This window comes from Amycolatopsis sp. NPDC051371 (genome assembly GCF_040682155.1).
In the GTDB taxonomy this organism is placed as follows: Bacteria; Actinomycetota; Actinomycetes; order Mycobacteriales; family Pseudonocardiaceae; genus Amycolatopsis.
The window spans coordinates 215819-234390 of record NZ_JBFBAG010000005.1; the positions used below are offsets into that span (position 1 = coordinate 215819).

At 70.4% G+C, this 18572-nt stretch carries 18 protein-coding genes; 8 read left to right on the forward strand and 10 right to left on the reverse strand.

All coding sequences use genetic code 11. The features are described from left to right. Nucleotides 1-43: 43 nt before the first annotated feature. A complete protein-coding gene (locus AB0M59_RS09365) occupies nt 44-1609 on the reverse strand; it encodes a multicopper oxidase family protein (RefSeq protein ID WP_364611257.1) in 1566 nt (521 codons plus the stop codon). Next, nucleotides 1606-1956, reverse strand: a complete 351-nt coding sequence (locus AB0M59_RS09370) for a hypothetical protein (protein WP_364611260.1) — start codon at nt 1954-1956, stop codon at nt 1606-1608. Before AB0M59_RS09370 ends, AB0M59_RS09365 begins: the two co-directional genes overlap by 4 nt. Before the next feature lie 77 nt (nt 1957-2033). Here AB0M59_RS09370 and AB0M59_RS09375 point away from each other — a divergent pair, with 77 nt between their 5' ends. Together AB0M59_RS09375 and AB0M59_RS09380 are read left to right on the forward strand one after the other, a co-directional pair. Next, nucleotides 2034-2933 (forward strand): LysR family transcriptional regulator, encoded by a 900-nt coding sequence (locus AB0M59_RS09375; protein ID WP_364611263.1) that lies wholly within the window; start codon nt 2034-2036, stop codon nt 2931-2933. 85 nt (nt 2934-3018) lie between these two features. Next, nucleotides 3019-3840: an aldo/keto reductase gene (locus AB0M59_RS09380; RefSeq protein WP_364611266.1), complete on the forward strand. Its 822-nt coding sequence runs from the start codon at nt 3019-3021 to the stop codon at nt 3838-3840. 541 nt (nt 3841-4381) lie between these two features. Here the strand turns inward: AB0M59_RS09380 and AB0M59_RS09385 are convergent. Next, nucleotides 4382-4879, reverse strand: coding sequence for a DUF3830 family protein (locus AB0M59_RS09385; RefSeq protein WP_364611269.1), 498 nt, complete (start codon nt 4877-4879; stop codon nt 4382-4384). A 2-nt stretch (nt 4880-4881) separates the two neighbouring features. Further along, nucleotides 4882-6138: an aminotransferase class III-fold pyridoxal phosphate-dependent enzyme gene (locus tag AB0M59_RS09390; protein WP_364611272.1), complete on the reverse strand. Its 1257-nt coding sequence runs from the start codon at nt 6136-6138 to the stop codon at nt 4882-4884. Between the two features lie 92 nt (nt 6139-6230). Here AB0M59_RS09390 and AB0M59_RS09395 point away from each other — a divergent pair, with 92 nt between their 5' ends. From AB0M59_RS09395 to AB0M59_RS09405, 3 genes are read left to right on the forward strand one after another with little or no spacing between them, the layout of a single operon-like run. Then, the gene (locus AB0M59_RS09395) at nt 6231-7694 is read left to right on the forward strand and encodes an NAD-dependent succinate-semialdehyde dehydrogenase (RefSeq protein ID WP_364611275.1); all 1464 of its coding nucleotides are present in this window, start codon (nt 6231-6233) and stop codon (nt 7692-7694) included. Continuing rightward, a complete protein-coding gene (locus AB0M59_RS09400; protein WP_364611278.1) occupies nt 7691-8749 on the forward strand; it encodes a tartrate dehydrogenase in 1059 nt (352 codons plus the stop codon). The genes AB0M59_RS09395 and AB0M59_RS09400 overlap by 4 nt, the downstream gene beginning before the upstream one ends. Before the next feature lie 60 nt (nt 8750-8809). Next, nucleotides 8810-9274 (forward strand): DUF4262 domain-containing protein, encoded by a 465-nt coding sequence (locus AB0M59_RS09405; RefSeq protein ID WP_364611281.1) that lies wholly within the window; start codon nt 8810-8812, stop codon nt 9272-9274. 181 nt (nt 9275-9455) lie between these two features. On the opposite strand, the gene AB0M59_RS09410 is transcribed toward AB0M59_RS09405, so the two are convergent. From AB0M59_RS09410 to AB0M59_RS09420, 3 genes are read right to left on the reverse strand one after another with little or no spacing between them, the layout of a single operon-like run. Further along, complete coding sequence (locus tag AB0M59_RS09410) at nt 9456-10175, reverse strand: GntR family transcriptional regulator (protein WP_364611284.1); 720 nt, start codon at nt 10173-10175, stop codon at nt 9456-9458. A 1-nt stretch (nt 10176) separates the two neighbouring features. Continuing rightward, nucleotides 10177-10923, reverse strand: a complete 747-nt coding sequence (locus AB0M59_RS09415) for a maleate cis-trans isomerase (RefSeq protein ID WP_364611287.1) — start codon at nt 10921-10923, stop codon at nt 10177-10179. Nucleotides 10924-10982: 59 nt separating this feature from the next. Continuing rightward, a complete protein-coding gene (locus tag AB0M59_RS09420; RefSeq protein WP_364611290.1) occupies nt 10983-11723 on the reverse strand; it encodes an Asp/Glu/hydantoin racemase in 741 nt (246 codons plus the stop codon). Nucleotides 11724-11827: 104 nt separating this feature from the next. Here AB0M59_RS09420 and AB0M59_RS09425 point away from each other — a divergent pair, with 104 nt between their 5' ends. Genes AB0M59_RS09425 through AB0M59_RS09435 form a run of 3 tightly spaced genes read left to right on the forward strand, consistent with a single transcriptional unit; the run spans nt 11828 to nt 14521 of the window. Then, the gene (locus AB0M59_RS09425; protein ID WP_364611293.1) at nt 11828-12826 is read left to right on the forward strand and encodes a D-2-hydroxyacid dehydrogenase; all 999 of its coding nucleotides are present in this window, start codon (nt 11828-11830) and stop codon (nt 12824-12826) included. Beyond that, nucleotides 12823-14205 carry an amidase gene (locus tag AB0M59_RS09430; RefSeq protein ID WP_364611296.1) on the forward strand — a complete coding sequence of 461 codons (1383 nt, stop codon included), beginning with the start codon at nt 12823-12825 and terminating at the stop codon, nt 14203-14205. The genes AB0M59_RS09425 and AB0M59_RS09430 overlap by 4 nt, the downstream gene beginning before the upstream one ends. Nucleotides 14206-14263: 58 nt before the next feature. Next, a complete protein-coding gene (locus tag AB0M59_RS09435) occupies nt 14264-14521 on the forward strand; it encodes a hypothetical protein (protein ID WP_364611299.1) in 258 nt (85 codons plus the stop codon). Between the two features lie 81 nt (nt 14522-14602). Here the strand turns inward: AB0M59_RS09435 and AB0M59_RS09440 are convergent, their stop codons facing one another. The 3 genes from AB0M59_RS09440 to AB0M59_RS09450 form a co-directional block, all read right to left on the reverse strand. Beyond that, nucleotides 14603-15835, reverse strand: coding sequence for an MFS transporter (locus tag AB0M59_RS09440; protein WP_364611302.1), 1233 nt, complete (start codon nt 15833-15835; stop codon nt 14603-14605). Nucleotides 15836-16525: 690 nt separating this feature from the next. Continuing rightward, entirely contained in the window at nt 16526-17050 is a 525-nt protein-coding gene (locus AB0M59_RS09445) for a helix-turn-helix domain-containing protein (RefSeq protein ID WP_364611305.1), read from the reverse strand. Nucleotides 17051-17153: 103 nt separating this feature from the next. Next, nucleotides 17154-18557, reverse strand: a complete 1404-nt coding sequence (locus tag AB0M59_RS09450) for a hypothetical protein (protein ID WP_364611308.1) — start codon at nt 18555-18557, stop codon at nt 17154-17156. Nucleotides 18558-18572: the final 15 nt, after the last annotated feature.

Genomic DNA, 18572 nt, shown 5'->3' on the forward strand with positions numbered 1-18572 from the left:
GTACCGCCGGTACGCCGCTATGAAGGTTTTTCACGTTCGCGCTTCACGTCGTCTCGAAGTTGGCCATCATGCCCATGTCCTCGTGCTCCGCGTTGTGGCAGTGGAACATGTACCGCCCCCGGTAGCCGTCGAACCGGGCGATCACCTCCACCGCTTCGCCCGGCCGAAGATCGACCGTGTCCTTCAAACCGCCGTCGAACGGGCCGGGCGGCCGGCCGCCGCGGGAGAGCACCCGGAAGTTCACGAGGTGCAGGTGGATCGGGTGGTGCAAGTCCGCCACGAACCGCCAGATCTCGACGTCGCCGAGCCGGGGCCGGGCGTCGATCCGCGACGGCGAGTACGGCTCCCCGCCGATCAGCCAGCCGTGCCGGCCACCCGTCGGGCCGCCGCGGAAGGAGAACTCCCGTGTCACTCTCGCCTGTGTCCGATTGAGCGGTTCGATCGTGCTCAGCCGGTCCGGAATATCGCTGTCCTCGATGCCGCGGCGCGCGACGCGAAACCGCATGACGTACGCGGTGCTGCCGGTGCCCGCCCGGTTGACCAGCGTGACCTCGGTGCCCACGGGGTAGCGGCCGAAGTCGACGACCATGTCGTACCGCTCGGCCGGCGCGATCGGCAGGTGGTCGTGCTCTCGTGGCGCGTCGAGCAGGCCCTGGTCCGAGCCGATCTGCGTGAACGCCGGGCCGTCCGGCGGGGGCGGGTCGAGCGCGAGGTCGTAGCGGCGGGCGTTGGACGCGTTCAGCAGGCGCAACCGGTGCCGGGTCGCGGACACCTCGGCCACCGGCCACGGTGCGCCGTTCACCAGGACCACGTCGCCGAGCACCCCCGCGACGTAAGGCTCCTCGACGCCGGGCACGGTGGCCAGTGTCGAGTCGAGGGACGGGTAGCGCATCGAACCGTCCGCGGCGAACGCGCGGTCGGCGATCATCAGCGGCAGCTCCCGCTCGCCGCGCGGCAGCGGCAACGCGTCCTCTTCCGCGTCCCGGACGAGGTGGAACCCGGCCAGGCCGCGGTAGACGGCCGGGCCGGTGAAGTCCATCCGGTGGTCGTGGTACCAGAGCGTCGATGCCCGTTGCCGCAACGGGTACACGTAGTCGCGCACCCCCTGGACGACCTTCGCGTCCGGGTCGAGCATGCCCGCGTGCTGGTGCGCCTGATGAGTGCCGCTCGTCGGTAGGACCAGGTCGGTGGCGTAGCCGTCGGACTCCGGTGGCGTGCGGCCGCCGTGCAGGTGGACCACGGTCGGGACCGGGAGCTCGTTGCGGTGCCGGACGATCGCCGTCCGGCCGCTGCGGGACTCGAGGGTCGGACCGGGGAAAGTGCCCTGGTAGGCCCAAATCGGCGTGCGCAGCCCGGGCAGGATCTCCGCGGTGGCCGTGCGCTGGACGATCTCGTACCGGTCCGCGTCCGCTTCGCGCGCGACCGGCGTCAGCACGGCGGGGATCGGCAGCGGGACCCGGAACGGCGTGGGCAGCGGCACCTCGCTGGCGAGCAGTTCCCCGGTGGTGGCGGCGCGCCCGAGCAGCCGCGGACCGGCGAGGCCGGCGGCCAAGACGAGGCCCGCGCCGCCGGTCAGGCCGAGGAACCGGCGCCGGGACAGCCCGCTCATCGCCAGACCGCGATCAGGATGACCACGGCCAGGGTGACCAGTGCGACACCCAGCGGAACGTGCAGGTCGAGGACGCCGGCCAGCCCGGCGAAGTATTGCGCGGTCTCGCCGAGGACCAGCAGCAGGCTCGCCCAGAACGGCCATCGCGAGCCTTCGCGCCGCCAGAGCAGCGCCGTCGGCACCAGCTGCGCCAGCCCGAGCGCGAAGACCAGGTCCGCGCCGAACCGGTGCAGCGCCAGCATGTCGTAGTCGCCGGTCAGGTAGCGGCCCGCGAAGACCGGCTGGCCGAAGATCGCGATGGCGTGCACGGTGACGAACCCGCGCACCACCTGTCTCGTTCTGATCACCTGATCGACGGTATGGACCTGCTTCTATGCTGTCCAAGACCGAAAATGCCATCGAATCATGACGCTGAGGCTATGGAATGGACCTGCTCCAGCTGCGCTACTTCCAGGCGGTCGCCCGCCGAGAGCACCTCAGCCAGGCCGCTGCCGAACTCCGGGTCGCGCAGCCTTCGCTGAGCCGCGCGATCGCCCGGCTCGAAGCCGATCTCGGTGTCCCGTTGTTCGACCGGGTGGGCCGCGGGCTGCGGCTCAACCGGTTCGGCGCCGGGTTCCTCCGCCGCGTGGACCGGGTGCTGGCCGAACTGGACGACGCCCGCCGCGAACTCGCCGACGCCGCGGGTCTCGACCACGGCAGCGTCGCCGTCGCGGCGGAAACCCTGCTCACGCTCACCGGAGTGGTCACCGAGTTCCGCGCGGCGCACGCCGGCGTCGACATCCGGCTGTACCAGTCGTCGGCGACGGAGATGGCGAACCAGCTGCGCGCCGGCGAGGTCGACCTCTGCCTGGCCTCGCAGCCGCTGCCCGGAGCGGACTTCCGGACGCGGGAGCTGCTGCGCGAGGAGGTGCTGCTCGCCGTGCCGGTCGGCCACCGGCTCGCCGGGCGGAAACAGGTGCGGCCGGCCGATCTCGCGGGCGAACCGTTCGTCACCACGCGCCCCGGCTACTGGCCGCGCGAACTGGCCGACCGGCTGTTCGCGGAGGCCGGGCTCCACCCCGATTACACCTGCGAGAGCGACGAACCGGGCGCCACCGGCGACCTCATCAGCGCGGGTCTGGGCATCGGGCTGGTGCCCGCGTTCTCCCGCGGTGTCACGCACATCCCGGGCGTCTGGCTGCACCTGGACGCGCCGGGCTGCCACCGCACCCTGAGCCTGGTCTGGCGCGAGGACGCCTACTTCTCCGTCGCGGCGCAACGGCTGTCCGACTTCGCGGCCGGCTACTTCAGTCGTCGCGCAGCTACGCTCCCTGAATCTGGATAAGACCGTGATCAGCCGATTACAGAGCAGGATTTAGTCCAGACTAAATCTCTGGTGGGTGACTCCGTGCCGGGTGAAGCTTCCCGGCATGACATCGACGTACACCTTCGACGACGGCGTTTCCGTGCGACGGCTCGGTTTCGGCGCGATGCGGCTCATCGAGTGGGACCACGTCCGCGACGACGCGGCCGCGATCGCCCGCCGGGCGGCCGAACTCGGCGTGACGTTCTTCGACACCGCCGACGCCTATGACCTGGGGCTGAACGAGGAACTGCTCGCCGACGCGCTGCGCCCGTACCGAGGGCTGTTCATCGCGACGAAGTGCGGGCACGCGCGTCCGAGCCGGGGCGAATGGGTGCCGCTCGGCCGGCCCGAATACCTGCGGCAGCAGGCGGAGCTCTCGTTGCGGCGCCTGCGCGTCGAGCGTCTCGACCTGCTGCAGCTGCACCGGATCGATCCGCAGGTGCCGCTCGCCGACCAGGTCGGCGCGCTCGCGCGGCTGCGGGACGAGGGCAAGATCGCGCGGATCGGGTTGTCCGAGGTCAGCGTCGCGCAGCTGGTCGAAGCGCGGGCCATCGCGCCGATCGTGAGCGTCCAGAACCGGTACAACCTGACCGACCGCGCGTCGGACGACGTCCTCGACTACTGCGAGCGCGAGGGGATCGCGTTCGTGCCCTGGTTGCCGATCGCACGCGGTGACCACGCGACGGCGGGCGGGGTGCTCGGAAAGGTCGCGGCCGGCCTCGGCGCGACACCCGCCCAGGTGTCCCTCGCCTGGTTGCTGCGCCGGTCGCCGGTGGTGATCCCGATTCCCGGCACGTCGTCGGCCAAGCACCTCGAAGAAAACTGCGCGGCGGCCGGAATCACGATTTCCGAAGACGATTTCGCGCGGCTGGAAGAACTGGGGTGAAACGGCCTGGCCGCGGTTTCCCGCGGCCAGGCTCCGGAGTCCCGGCTAAATCAGACGAGCCAGCCGAGAACGTGCGCCAGGTGCGCCAGTGCGCCGGTGAGGATGTCGTGGCAGTAGTGGGCGTGTTGGGCGAACATCTGCATGGAATGACTCCTTGATGAATAACTCATTGACTTCCCTGGAGTGCTCCCGGTGGGGAGCGAAAGCAGGTTTTCACCGTGCTGGCGAGCTGTCAAAGAGCCATTTCCGGGAGATCCGGGCGCCGCGGAATCTTCCCATGCTAAACACGTAATCCCTTCGTGTTCGACGCCGGGGTGCCCGCTTCGGCGGTCAACCACTGTGGGTAACAGAAGGGGCGAATCTCACTGTCGGTAATTCCGACCTTGATCCGGCATCCTGGGCAGCCCCGTAACTCGATCTGGTGATCACCGGCCACGAAAGGTGAACTCGCGATGATCACCCTTTCGGGTGGCCAAACGCCGGAAAAAGGGGACGCCGGGTGCGGTGAGCGCACCCGGCGTCCCCTTGCCGGACAAGGGATTCAGGCTCGCGCGAACGAGAGCGTCTCGCCCTCGACACCCCGCAACCAGAGGTCCTGCGCGGCCGCCGCCATCTCGGCGAGGCCCTCCTCGATCGTGGCGAACACGTTGCCGGGCACCCAACCCGCGTCGCCGTTGATCAGCAGGTTGTTGCGCCCGTAGAAGATCGCGAGGTCGGTCGCACCCTGGTCGCCGTGTGCCTCGCTGTCGTCCTCGTAGCCGTACGCGGGGTTGCCGATCTCCCAGGCTTCGAAGCCGAAATACACGACGTCGCCGGGAATCGGTGTGATCGTCGGGTTCTCCCGTCCGGGTTTCGGCTCCGCGAAGGGCGGCACGAGCGTGTAGACCTCGTTGCGCGCGTACTTCGCGTGGTAGGCCGAACCGCTCTGCGGCAACGCGTCCCACACCGCCTTGCAGGTGCGCGGCGCCTCGTCGTCGAGCAGCCGGGCCCGGCAGGTGACCCCGCGCTTGTCGAGGGTGATCGTGATGTATCGCGCCATGCTCAGCTACCCGTCACGGACGCGACGACGTCGCCCCAGATGCGCAGCGCGTCGTCGACCTGCTCGGCGTTGACGACCAGCGGCGGCACCATGCGCACGACGTTCATGTACGGGCCGCAGGTGAGCAGCAGCAGGCCGCTCTTCGACGCCGTCTGCTGCGCGGCCGCCGCGGTGGCGGCGTCGGGCTCGCCGTCGGCGGTGGTGAACTCCGAGCCGACCAGCAGCCCGAGCCCGCGCACCTCGCCGATCGCCGGCGTCTTGTCCGCGATCACCCGGGCGCCTTCGAGCAGCTGGCGTCCGCGCTCGGCGGCGTTCTCCACCAGGTTCTCCTGCTGGATGACCTCCAGGGTCGCGATCGCCGCGGCGCACGAGACGGCGTTGCCGCCGTACGTGCCGCCCTGTGAACCCGGGAGCGCCTTCGCCATCAGCTCCTGCGAAGCGGCGATGCCCGACAGCGGGAAGCCGCTGGCCAGGCCCTTCGCGATGAGCACGATGTCGGGGGAAACGTCGAAGTGATCGTGTCCCCAGAACTTGCCGGTGCGGCCGAAGCCGGTCTGGATTTCGTCGAGGACGAGCAGGATGCCGTGCCGGTCCGCGCGCTCGCGCAGGCCCGCCATGAACTCCGTGTTCGCCGGGACGTATCCGCCCTCGCCGAGCACGGGCTCGACGAAGATCGCGGCGGTCTCGTTGGGCGCGCTGACCGTCTGGAACAGGTAGTCCAGCTCTCGCAGCGCGAACTTCGTCGCGGTCTGCTCGTCCCAGCCGTAGTGGTAGGCGTAGGGGAAGGGCGCGACGTGCACGCCCGCCATCAGCGGGCCGATGCCGGCGCTGAACCGCGTCCCGGACGTCGTCATGCTCGCCGCCGCGACGGTCCGGCCGTGGAAGCCGCCCTGCATGACGACGACGTTCGGGCGCTTCGTCGCCTGGCGCGCGAGCCGCAACGCCGCTTCGACGGCTTCGCTGCCCGAGTTCGCGTAGAAGAGCGAGTCGAGCCCGCTGGGCAGGACGTCACCGAGGCGCTTGGTCAGCTCGAGCAGGGGCTGGTGCATCACCGTCGTGTACTGCCCGTGGACGAGCTTGCCGATCTGCTCCTGCGCCGCGCGCACGACGTGCGGGTGGCAGTGCCCGGTGCTCGTGACGCCGATGCCGGCGGTGAAGTCGAGGTGTCGTTTGCCGTCGACGTCGTAGAGGTAAACCCCTTCACCGTGGTCGACCACGACGGGCGTTGCCTGCTTGAGCAGCGGAGATAGCTGGGCCATGGCAGCGTGCTCCTTGGTCGGTTGAGCGGGTTGTCGATTGTTGACAATATCCATAGCATGGCCCTCGGGACAACACGTGAGGAGCAGTCGGGATGAGCGCGAGCACCGAGTCCGGCGTCGTCGACGCGGTCGGCAAGGAACTGTTCATCGGCGGCAAGTGGGTCGCCGCCGAGTCAGGGAAGACGTTCCCGGTGGTGGACCCGGCCACCGGCAAGGAGCTGTGCCAGGTCGCCGACGCCTCGCCGGCGGACGGCGTCACGGCGTTGGACGCCGCGGTCGCCGCGCAATCGGACTTCGCGAAGATGGCGCCCCGCGAACGCGGCGAGATCCTGCGCCGCGCGTACGAGCTGCTGATGAAGCGCCAGGACGAGCTGGCTCTGCTCATGACCCTGGAGATGGGCAAGCCGCTCGCCGAGTCGAAGGGCGAGATCGCCTACGCCGCCGAGTTCTTCCGCTGGTTCGCCGAAGAGGCCGTCCGGATCGACGGCGGTTTCGCTACCGCCCCGAACGGCGCGGGCCGCTTCCTCATCACGAAGCAGCCGGTCGGGCCGACGATCCTGATCACGCCGTGGAACTTCCCGATGGCGATGGGCACCCGCAAGATCGGCCCCGCCGTCGCCGCCGGCTGCACGATGGTGATCAAGCCTGCCGCACAGACGCCGCTGTCGATGCTCGCGCTGGCCGGCATCCTCGCCGAGGCAGGGCTGCCCGAGGGCGTACTCAACGTCCTCACGACCAGCGACTCCGGTGGTGTGATGGAGCCGCTTATCCGCGACGGCCGCGCCCGCAAGCTCTCCTTCACCGGCTCCACCGGCGTCGGCCGCAAGCTCCTGGAGCAGTGCGCCGACAAGGTGCTGCGGACGTCGATGGAGCTGGGGGGCAACGCGCCGTTCCTGGTCTTCGACGACGCCGACATGGACGCCGCCATCGAAGGCGCGATGCAGGCGAAGATGCGCAACATCGGCGAGGCGTGCACCGCGGCGAACCGCTTCTACGTGCAGCGCGGCGTCGTCGAGGAGTTCTCGCGGCGGCTGACCGAGCGGATGCAGGCGCTGCCGATGGGTCGCGGCACCGAGAAGGACGTCGTGGTCGGCCCGCTGATCGACGACAAGGCCGTCGACAAGGTGACGGAGCTGGTCAAGGACGCCACCGACCGCGGCGCGAAGGTGCTCACCGGCGGCTCCGGCGTCGACGGGCCGGGCCACTTCTACCAGGCCACCGTGCTCACCGACGTCCCACAGGAAGCGCGGCTGACGCACGAGGAGATCTTCGGGCCGGTCGCCCCGATCACGCCGTTCGACACCGAGGAAGAGGCGGTGGCGAAGGCGAACGACACCGAGTTCGGCTTGGTTTCCTACGTCTTCACCAGCGACCTCAAGCGCGCGCTGCGGGTCTCCGAAGCCCTCGAAGCCGGGATGATCGGGCTGAACCAGGGCATCGTCTCGAACCCGGCGGCGCCGTTCGGCGGGATCAAGCAGTCCGGGCTCGGCCGCGAGGGCGGCTCGGTCGGCATCGACGAGTTCCTCGAGACCAAGTACATCGCGGTGGCCCTGTGACGGCCTACCGCATCGCGAGCATCCCCGGCGACGGGATCGGCGTGGACGTCACGGTCGAGGCCCGCAAGGTCCTCGACCGGGCTTCTTCGCGGTTCGGCTTTTCGCTGGAGTGGACGGAGTTCGACTGGAGCTGTGAGCGGTACGCGCAGGCCGGGTCGATGATGCCGGACGACGGCGTCGCGCAGCTCTCCGCGTTCGACGGGATCCTGCTCGGCGCGGTCGGCTTCCCCGGCGTTCCGGACCACGTTTCGTTGTGGGGCTTGCTGATCCCGCTGCGGCGCGCGTTCCAGCAGTACGTGAACCTGCGCCCGGTGCGGCTGTTGCCGGGCACGACGTCCGTGCTGGCCGGGCGGAAGGCCGAGGAACTGGAGCTGGTCATCGTCCGCGAGAACTCCGAAGGGGAGTACTCGGCGATCGGCGGCCGGCACAACGCCGGGCGGCCCGACGAATTCGTGCTGCAGGAGTCGGTCTTCACGCGCGTCGGCGTTTCGCGGATCATCCGGTACGCCTTCGAACTGGCGCGGACGCGGTCTTCGCGCGTGTGCTCGGCGACGAAGTCCAACGGGCTCATCCACTCGATGCCGTTCTGGGACGAGATCTTCGCCGAGGTCGCCGCCGAGTACCCCGATGTCCACAGTGAGCAGATGCACGTGGATGCGTTGGCGGCGCGGATGGTCCAGGCGCCGGACCGGCTCGACGTCATCGTGGGGTCGAACCTCTTCGGCGACATCCTGAGCGACCTCGCGGCCGCGATCACCGGCGGACTCGGCATGGCGCCGTCCGGCAACATCAACCCATCGGGTGAACATCCGTCGATGTTCGAGGCGGTCCACGGGAGCGCTCCGGACATCGCCGGGCAGGGGATCGCCAACCCCGTGGCGCAGATCCTGGCGGCCGCGATGTTGGTCGAACATCTGGGCGAAACCGTTGCCGCACAAGCGATCCGTGCCGCGGTGGACCGGGTGCTCGACGAGGGCCGGGTGCGCACCCCGGACCTCGGCGGCACGAATACCACGGAACGGCTCGGCACGGCAGTGGCCGAAGCGCTGGGCTGAGTTTTTGTCGGTGCCCTCCGGCACGGTGGTCGCAAGTCCACCGAGGGGGAGGAGTCACCGATGTGCTTCGAATGCGAGAACCCGGAGAGATCCGGTTACCTGGAACGGCTTCGCGACGGCGTGGCCGAGCGGGGCTGGCTGGTGCAAGGAGTCGAGAGCAGCGGGTCGTACCCGCCCTGGGCCTACACGATAGGCCTGAGCGGGTACGGCTTGCCCGAGCTGGTCGTGACGGGTTTGCCCACGCTGGAGGCCGCCGGGCTGCTGAACGACCTGGCCGGGCACTCCCTGCACGCGTCGCCACCCTCGCCGGGTGAGCGCGTCCCGTTGCGTGACGGCTCGGTGATCGAAGCGGTCCCCTTGGCGGAGCCGTCGGCACACCTGGTCTTCGCGGTGGCGTTGTACGGCACGGGAATCCGCGCGCTTCAGCTTGTCCACGCGGACTCGCAGGGCCGCTTCCCGTGGTCCCCGGACTACCGCGACGGCCGCGGTGGCCAGCCGGTCCTGGGGGTGCGCGATGGCGCTTAGTTGCGGGTGCTCTCCGCCGGCCAACTGCTTCCCGGTACCCGTGCGGGCCGTCCACGTACGCCTGCCGGTTTCCCCGGAACCCGAGCCGGTCGTTCGCGTGCACGTGTCGACGCGGCGACGACACGCGCCGGTTTTCCGATCACGTGTGTCGGCCTTCAGGCCACGGCTGCCGACGCTCCGCTCACGCGTTGCCCGGCACCGGCGGGACGTGTCCCTCGATGAGGCTCGTCCCCGGCGCGAGCCGCTGCACCGCGTCCTCCATGTGCGAGTCGAGCAGCGCCAGCGCCGTTTCCTCGTCGCCGTCGCGAAGGGCCTGGATGAGTTTCGTGTGCTCCTCGACTCGTTCCTCGACCCGCTGATAGGTGCTCTGCAGCGCGGTCAGGCACATCCGCGTCTCGATGAGGAGGGTCCGGGCCATCCGGACGAGCCGCTTGCTGCCGGATGCGTTGATGAGGGCCTCGTGGAACCTGAGGTCCGCGGTGGAGAGCGCGCCGGGGTCGTCCTCACTGGCGGCCGTGGCCATCTCGGTGACGGTCTGTTCGAGCAGGTCGGCGATCCGGTCGCGGTCCCCGCCCCGCACGGCGCGGATCATCGCCGCGCGTTCGATGGCAGATCGAGCTGCATAGATGTCGTAGACGTCGCCGGGCTCGAGATCGATCACGAACAGCCCGCGGTGCCGTTCGCTGCGGAGGAGCCCTTCGGACACGAGATGCTGCATGGCCTCCCGGAGTGGCCCCCGTGACACCTGGAACCGGGAGGCCAGCTCGGTCTCGCCGAGCTGGGTCCCTGGCGGGAGGGCGCCGGTCATGATCGCGTCGCGCAGCTGACGCGCGATGACCGCGGCCGTCGACTCGCGGCTGACCGGTTCGATCTCGGGCAGCATGCCCGGTGGTAGGGCCATGTCAGGCGCTCCCGTCCGGCAGGTGCCGGAACAACGCGCCGAGGGAGCGGACGAGCCGGTGCCGCCCGGTCAGGCGCAAGCCTTCCCAGACGGTGACCTGGTTGGCGGTCAGCACGGGCTTCTTCAGTGCGGCTTCGACGATGTTGATCTCCTGGAGCGTCCGCATCGCGGTGTCCGGCACGAGCACCGCGTCGGCGTCCGGGTGGTCGTGGCGCACGGCGAGCTCGACGACGGCTTCCGACGTCATCGCGCCGACCTCGGCGGCCGTGACGATGTCGGCACTGGCCATCGAGACGACCTCGATGCCGCCGGCCTTGAGGAAGTCCACGAACAGCCGGGCGATGTCGTCCGGGTAGCTGGCGGCGACGGCGACCCGCTTGACGCCGAGGGCGCGCGCGGCGTGCACGAACGCGAAGGAGGTACTGGAGGCCGGGACCCCGGCGACGGCGGCGAGGCGGTCGGCCTGGTCGCGGGCGCCGTCCCAGCCGTAGACGAAGCTGCCGCTGGTGCAGGCCCAGACGACCGCGTCCGGCTCGTGCTTCTTGAGCAGGGCGGCGCCGTCGGCGAGGCGGGTCTCGCTGCCGAGGTCCAGCAGTTCGGCGACCGCGTGCTTGTCGGTGCCGTAGATGTGCTCGACCGCGAGGCGGATGTCGCCCTCGTCGGCGGCCGCGCCGCCGAGCAGCTGCTCGGCCAGCGGGTAGTCGTCTTCGGCCGCGTGGTCGGGGTAGATGAAGCCGATGGTGGTCACGAAACCTCCGGAGAGACGCAAATTGTCGACAATCCTAGAGGGATGGTCAAGGAATACCTTCACGACACGTCACGAAGCCACTTCCCGGGTCCGACGATGGGCAGGTTCATCCGGCGCAGGCACGCCCACATGGTCAGCTGGTTGGCGGTGAGCACCGGCTTGCCGAGCGCGGCCTCCAGGGGCTCGATCAGGTCGTACGTCGGCAGGTTCGTGCAGCTGACGAAGATCGCTTCGGCTTCGCCGTGGTCGGCGGCGAGGATGCGTTCGGCGATGGTGCGGTAGCTGACCTTCCAGATGCCGCCGCCCAGCCCGAGGTGGTCGCTGGCGACGGTCTCGACGTTCAGCTCGCCGAGGAAGTCGTGCAGGGCGTGGGTGAGGTCGGCGTCGTACGGCGTCAGCACCGAGATGCGGTGCAGGTCGAGCTGGTGCAGCACCTCGGCCAGCGCGCCCGAGGTGGTGACGGCGTCCGGCGCGCCGGCGTCGCAGATCGCCTTCGTCAGGGAGCGCTCGTAGTCGACGCCGTTGACGAAGCTGCCCGACGTGCAGAGGTAGGCGACGACCTCGGGCTCGACGTGCAGCACGTCGCGGGTCGCGCTGGCCAGGTGGTGGCTGTCGCTGACGAGGCGGGCCATCTCCATGCTGACCGGCACCGGCTCGTACGGCGTCCGGGCGAGGTGGAGGGACACCTCCATCGGCACCCAGCGCCAGAGCTCGCGCTCCAGTGCGAGGTCGAACGGCGCGATGACGCCGATGCCGCGTTGCGCCAGCGGGCCGTCGAACGCCAGGAAGTCGAAATCCAAGGCTCAGCCTCCGGAATACGTCTGCACTTGATGACACGTCCGGTGCTCCGGGGGTCGTTCCTCGGATTGTTGACAATCATACGAGTGACTTTTACCGTGTCAACGTGATCGCCTCGGAAACCCAGGAAACCCCGGTCCTGGCGGTGCTCTGTGGCGAGTCCCGCCCACCGGACATGCGTGCTGTCGAGTCCGGGGCCGTCGTGCGTTACACGGACGCGGCAGGCCTGCCCGAAGCCCTGTCCGGAGCCGACGCGCTCTTCGTCTACGACTTCCTCTCCACGGCCGTGCCGGGTGCCTGGCACGCGGCCGATCGCCTGCGCTGGCTGCACATCGCGAGCGCGGGCGTCGACCCGGTGCTGTTCCCCGGGCTGGTGGAGAGCGACGTGGTCCTGACCAACTCGCGAGGTGTCTTCGACGACGCCATCGCGGAGTACGTGCTGGGCGTCGTCCTCTCCTTCGCGAAGGACTTCGCGCGGTCGCACGACCTGCAGCGCGAGGGTCGCTGGCTGCACCGCGAGAGCGAGCGGATCGCCGGGCGTGAGGTGGTGGTCGTCGGCACCGGGCCGATCGGCCGGGCCATCGCGCGGCTGTTGCGCGCGGCCGGGATGCGGGTGAGCGGGGCCGGCCGCCGGGAGCGCACGGGCGACCCGGACTTCGGTGTCGTGCACGAGTCTTCGCAGCTCGACGCGTTCTTGCCGCACGCCGACTACGTCGTCGCCGTCGCGCCGCTGACCGAGCACACCAAGGGCATGTTCGACGCGCGCGCGTTCGCCGCGATGAAGCCGTCGGCGCGGTTCGTCAACGTGGGCCGGGGCGAGCTGGTGGTCACCTCCGACCTGGTCGCCGCGCTCGAGAGCCGGGCCATCGCCGGCGCCGCGCTCGACGTGTTCGACACCGAGCCGCTCCCGCCGGACAACCCGTTGTGGACCATGCCGGACGTGCTGGTCTCGCCGCACATGTCCGGCGACTTCATCGGCTGGCGGAACACGCTCGTCGAGGTGTTCACCGAGAACTTCCGCCGCTGGCAGGCTGGGGAGCCGCTGCGCAATGTCGTCGACAAGACGCTCGGCTACGTGCCGTCGGGGAACCAGGGAGCCGGATGAACGACAGGATGCTGACCGCCAGCGAGCTCGTCGCCGCCTACGCGACCTGTGAACTTTCACCGGTCGAGGCGACGCAGAACGCGCTGCAGGCCATCGAAGACCGCGACGGCGAGTGCAACGCGTACTGCCTCGTCGACGCCGACGGGGCGCTGGAACAGGCCAAGGCGTCGGAGGTCCGCTGGCGGGACGGCAACCCGATCGGGTGGCTCGACGGCGTGCCGTCCTCGATCAAGGACATGTTCCTGACCCAGGGCTGGCCGACCGTCCGGGGCTCGAAGAGCATCGACCCCGACCAGCCGTGGGACGTCGACAGCCCGGTCGCCGCGCGGATGCGCGAAGCCGGTCTGGTGGTGCTGGGCAAGACGACCACACCGGAGATCGCGTGGAAGGGCGTCACCGACAGCCCGCTGCGGGGCATCACGCGCAACCCCGTCGACCCGTCGAAGACGGCGGGCGGGTCGAGCGGCGGCAGCGCCGCGGCCGTCGCGGCGGGGATGGGCGAGCTGTCCGTCGGCACCGACGGCGGCGGCTCGGTGCGGATCCCGGCGTCGTTCTGCGGGATCGTCGGGCTCAAGCCGACCCACGGCCGGATCCCGCTGTTCCCGGCGAGCCCGTTCGGCCCGCTGTCGCACGCCGGCCCGATGGCGCGGTCGGTGGACGACACCGCGCTGCTGCTGGACGTCCTGTCGCTGCCCGACCCCCGCGACCCGGCCGCTCTGGCGCCGCCGGTTGCGTCGTTCCGCGAGGCCGTCCGCCGGGACGTGCGCGGCCTGATCGCGGCGTTCTCGCCGACGCTCGGGTACGTCGACGTCGACCCGGAGATCGCGGCGGTCGTCGCGGCGGCGGTGCGCGCCCTCGGTGACGCGGGCCTGCGGATCGAGGAGACCGACCCCGGGTTCGCCGATCCCAAGCCGGCGTTCGACATCCTGTGGTCGTCCGGGGCGGCGAAGCTGCTCGACTCGTTCCCGCCCGGGTCCGAGGAGCGCACGGACCCGGGCCTGCGCAAGGTCTGGGAGCTCGGCCGGACGTGGTCGGCGAGCGACTACCTCGACGCGACCGCCGAGCGGGCCGCGCTGGGCATCCTCATGGGCGAGTTCCACACGCGCTACGACGTGCTGATCACCCCGACCGTCCCGATCGCCGCGTTCGAAGCCGGGCACGACGTGCCGCCGGGCAGCGGGCTGAGCGAGTGGCCGGAGTGGACGCCGTTCACGTACCCGTTCAACATGACCCAGCAGCCGGCGATCAGCGTGCCGGCCGGCCACACGTCGGCGGGGCTGCCGGTGGGCCTGCAGATCATCGGGCCGCGGCACTCGGACGACCTCGTGCTGGCGGTGGCGAAGCTCCTGGAGGAAGTGCGGCCCTGGGCACCGGCCTGACCACACGTGAGGGTGAACGCCGGGCCGGGGCGGGGGAAGCTGTGCCACTGTCGGCCGGGTGAACGCTGAAGGCTGGCGGTACGAGCGCGCCATTCCGACCGTGGACGTCGCAGGCGAGCCGACCCGGGTGGTGGTGGGCCTGATCGAACACGGCGACCGCCTGACGGCGGCACTCCGGGTGGACGACGGCAAGGCGGCCCTTGTCCCCTTGGAGATGGGTGGCGAGCTGCTGAAGGCGCTGAGGGAGACGCTGGAGAGCTGGTGGCGCCTCGACGGCCACCGCGACCTGACCCCGGAGCCCCGCGCCGGCCGCTGAAACCGGTGACCGGGCGACGGCCATCGAAACCGGTGGGGACGCGCGTCGAGGGCGTCGTCTTCAGCGCGAGCCCGCCGGATCTCAGCCTGGTGCGCCCGGGCTGACCGGCGCGCGGCGGACCAGTCCGCGCACCTGCGGGTTGAGCAGCACGACCGCCGTCGCGCCGACGATCAGAATCGCGCCGCCGAAGAGCGTCGCCGAACGGCCTGCGTGTTCGGCCAGCGGACCGGCGGCGATCTGGCCGAGGGGCATCGCGACGAACGAGCCGAGCATGTCGTAGGAGTAGACGCGGGCGAGCTTCTCGGGCGGCACGTTCTCCTGCAGCGACACGTCCCAGGCGACCCCGAACTGCTCGATCGCGACCCCGGAAAGGAACATCGCGAGCAGCAGCGGCAGCAGGTAAGGCGTCTTGCCGAGGGCGAGCATCGGCAGCGCGTCGACCGTGACCAGCGCGACGCCGAACAGCAGCATCCGTCGTGGCTGCCAGTGTGCGGCGACGACGCCGCCGAGCAGCGCCCCGGCGGTCTGCATCGCCAGCGCGAGGCCCCAGCCGGTGCGGCCGAACGTGTCGTCGGCGACCAGCGGGCCGATGACCCGCAGCGCGCCGGCGTTGACTGCGTTGACGATCATGAACTGCAGCACCACCAGCCACACCCAGGACCTGGCGCGGAACTCGCGCCAGCCCTCGGCGAGCTCGGCGAGGGGGCGGCTGCCCGGGATCCGTTCGCCGCGCGGGAGGCGGATCCGGCGGTAGGAGAGCGCGGCGGCGAGGAACAGGACGGCGTTGCCGGCGAGCGCCCACCCGGAGCCGGCGAACGCGACGAGGATTCCGGCGAGCCCGGCCCCGGCGATGCGGCCGACGTTGGACAGCAGCCTGACCAGCGCGTTCGCCTGGGCGAGCAGCGGCGTGGGCACGGTCAACGGCGTGAGCGACGCGGCCGCGGGCAGCGAGATGGCCGAGACGGCGCCGTTGACGAGGCTGAGCCCGACCAGCAGCGGGATGGAGGCGAATCCACAGAGAACGCTCGCGGCGATGGCGGCCTGGGTGAGCGCGGCGGCGGTTTCGGTGCCCTGCAGGATCACCGACCGCGGCAGCCGGTCGGCCAGCATCCCGCCGAAGAGCACGAGCAGCACATTGGCGATCGATCGCGCCCCGACGACGATCCCGAGATCCACGGCCGACCCGGTCAGATCGACGACGGCGAAGGCCAGCGCGAAGGGAGCGACGGCATTGGCGAAGTCGGCGAACGTCCGCCCGGTGACGAGGGCGCGAAAGCGAGGTTCGCGAAGCGGGGTGAGGAGCGGGGTGGTCATGGGAGCGGCTCCGGCGGGACGGTGAGGGAGAGCGAGTGGACGCGATGGCGGCGGTCGGACACGGGCGAGGAGCCGGGTTCGCGTGGTCGCTTCACGGGGCGGGCTTGCGGCTCGGCAACGTCGGCAAGGCTGCGAAGTCGAGTTGGCATGGGGTGGACCGACGGCTCAGCGGGGTGGCCGCGGAGTCGAGTTGGGGTGGCGGGGTGGGCCGCAGGTTTGGCGGCGCGGCGGCGGAGTCGAGTTGGGGTGGCGGGGTGGGGCGCTGGCTTGGCGGCGCGGCGACGTAGTCGAGTTGGCGTGGTGAGGTGGGCCGCAGGCTTGGCGGGGTGGCGGCGTAGTCGAGTTGGCGTGGCGGGGTGGACCGACGGCTTTGGCGGGGCGGCTGCGGCATCGAGTGGCGTGGCGGGGTGGACTGATGGCTCGACAGGGTGGCTGCGGAGCTGAATTGGCGTGGCGGCGTGAGCCGCCGACTTGGCGGGGCGGCGCCGCGTTCGCCTCGCGAGGCGAACGCGCGGCCCGGCAACGCCGGCGCGGCTGCGGAGCCGAGTCCGCGCCACAGGTGAGCCGCTGTTGCCAGGCGCCGCCACACACCCGGAGGCAGGCGCGGCCTGCGGCAGCGGAGCCGACGTCGCGGAGCACGGCGAGCCCGCACACGACCCCCGTACAGCGAACCTTCCCCCAGGAAAGCACTCACGGAGCTTCCTCCGGACCCGCCTCCGCGAGCTCGAACAGCGCCACACTCGCGCTGACCCGCACCGTCCCCGGTGACCGCGGTGGCTGGGCCGCCGCGTGGAGTTCCTGGCTCAGCTCCGATGCCCGCTCCAGCAGGCGCGCCCAGATGGCGGGGTCCACCCACAGCTCCGCGTCCGTCAACGATGCTCGCCGACCGGGTGCCCGCGATCCGGCGCGCCGCAGGAGTTCGCTAGCGACCGCCTTCGTCAGGAGCTGCTGCTCCGCCGGGTTGCGGGTGGTCAGGCGACGGCCCGAGTCCGGGTCGTGGCGGTACCGCTTCGCCCGCCCGCCGCGGATCGTGACCTCTTCTGCCACGTCCAGCAGGCCTGCCTCGTGCAGGCGGCGGAAGTGATAACTGATGTTCGCCTGCGTGTCGCCCAGCTCGCGCGCCGCCTCGGCTGCGCTCATCGCCGTTCCCGTCAGGAGCGACAGGATCCGCATGCGGAGCGGGTGCGCCAGTACGCGCAGGTTGTCGTGGGGCATGACGTCAGTCTGCCACGACCGTCAAAGAGTTATTTGGGGGTCTCGCCGGCCAGGGTGCCGGGGCCGCGCCGGAGGGCATTGCAGCCCTCCGGCGCCGCCGGTGTCACGGCAGGGGCGCGCTCACGTGGTCGAGCGTCCAGTTGCTCACGCCCGGTGTGCCTTCGTTGCCGAAGTAGGTGTGCAGGGTGCTGCCGAAGACGTGCTGGAAGACGCACGCCGACCCGTTGCCGTAGAGCGGCCCGGCGGGGATCTCGAAGAACTGCGCCGTCGGGGCCGCCGCGGTGAGCACCCGCGTCTTCCAGACGTTGTTCTGCTCGAGAGTCTCCACCGCCAGGTAGTACAGGGAACCCACCTTGATCACCTGGGGCGAGGCCACGACGTCGTGGGAGTACGCGATGAGCGTGCCGAGATCCGACGGACTGGTCTGCAGCAGCGCGTCGAACGTGGCGGCGCTCTTGACGCGGATCTCCTTGCGGCCGTTGGCGTCGCGGAACCAGTACAGGTAGACGGTCTGCGTGTCCGGGTCGCGGAACAGGGTCGGGTTGCCGTTGATCACGGTCATTTCCTTGACCAGTGGCACGAACGAGGTGAACTGCGTGCCGTTGATCCCGTCCGTGCTCTTGCGCCCGACGATGTAGTACGCGCCGCCGTCGGGGTTGCCGCCGCACCAGTACACGTTGTGCACCAGCCCGATCGTGTTGTCGGGGTTCAGCAGCGCGTTCCCCCAGCGCTCACCCGTGCCGGAGAACAGCGGGGTGGATTCCTGCGTCCACGCGGTGGTGTTCAGGTCGTTCGTCCGCGCGATGCCCAGACCCGAGCAGTTGTGGTGGCCGTAGTAGCCGATGTACCGGAAGCCCTGGTTGATCGACGGCGACTGCGTGGGGTTGACCTCCAGCACGCTGAAGGTGTGCGGGTGATCGCCGGAACCGCTCCAGGACACCGGGCTGAGCACCGACTTCTGCGGTGTGCCCAAGGCGAAGTAGCCGAGGTCCGTCGTCGGGGACTGCTGGGCGAAGGCGTAGAACAGCAGGGTCTTGTTCTGGTAGCCGAACGACTGCAGCTGGGCGTCGGTGAACTCGCCGTCCCGGACCGTGAGCCAGTCCTTGTCCGTGGGGTGCCACCAGCGGTACACCGCCACGGTTCCCGTGCGCTGCGTCGGAAACGCGTAGTACTGGAACGTCTTGTTCTGGTAACCCCAGTTGGCCATCTGCGTGTCGGAGGCCATCCCGGCGGGCATGTCGATCCAGTCCTTGTCGGCCGGGTGCCACCAGCGGGAGACCTCGACCATGTCGCTGTTGCCGACCAGGCTGACGTAGAACTGCGGGCCGGTCGGGGTCTGGTACCCGTAGCCCTGCAGCTGCGCGGCGGTGGGCTGGTTGCCGTGCGCCGGCACCGACAGCCAGTCCTTGTCCGTCGGGTGCCAGTACCGCCGGACCGCCGTCGGTGCGCCGGACCCCGGCTGCAGGGTGAGGGCGGTTGCCGCGCTTTGGGCGAGTTCGGTGCTCATGAACATTTCCTCCCC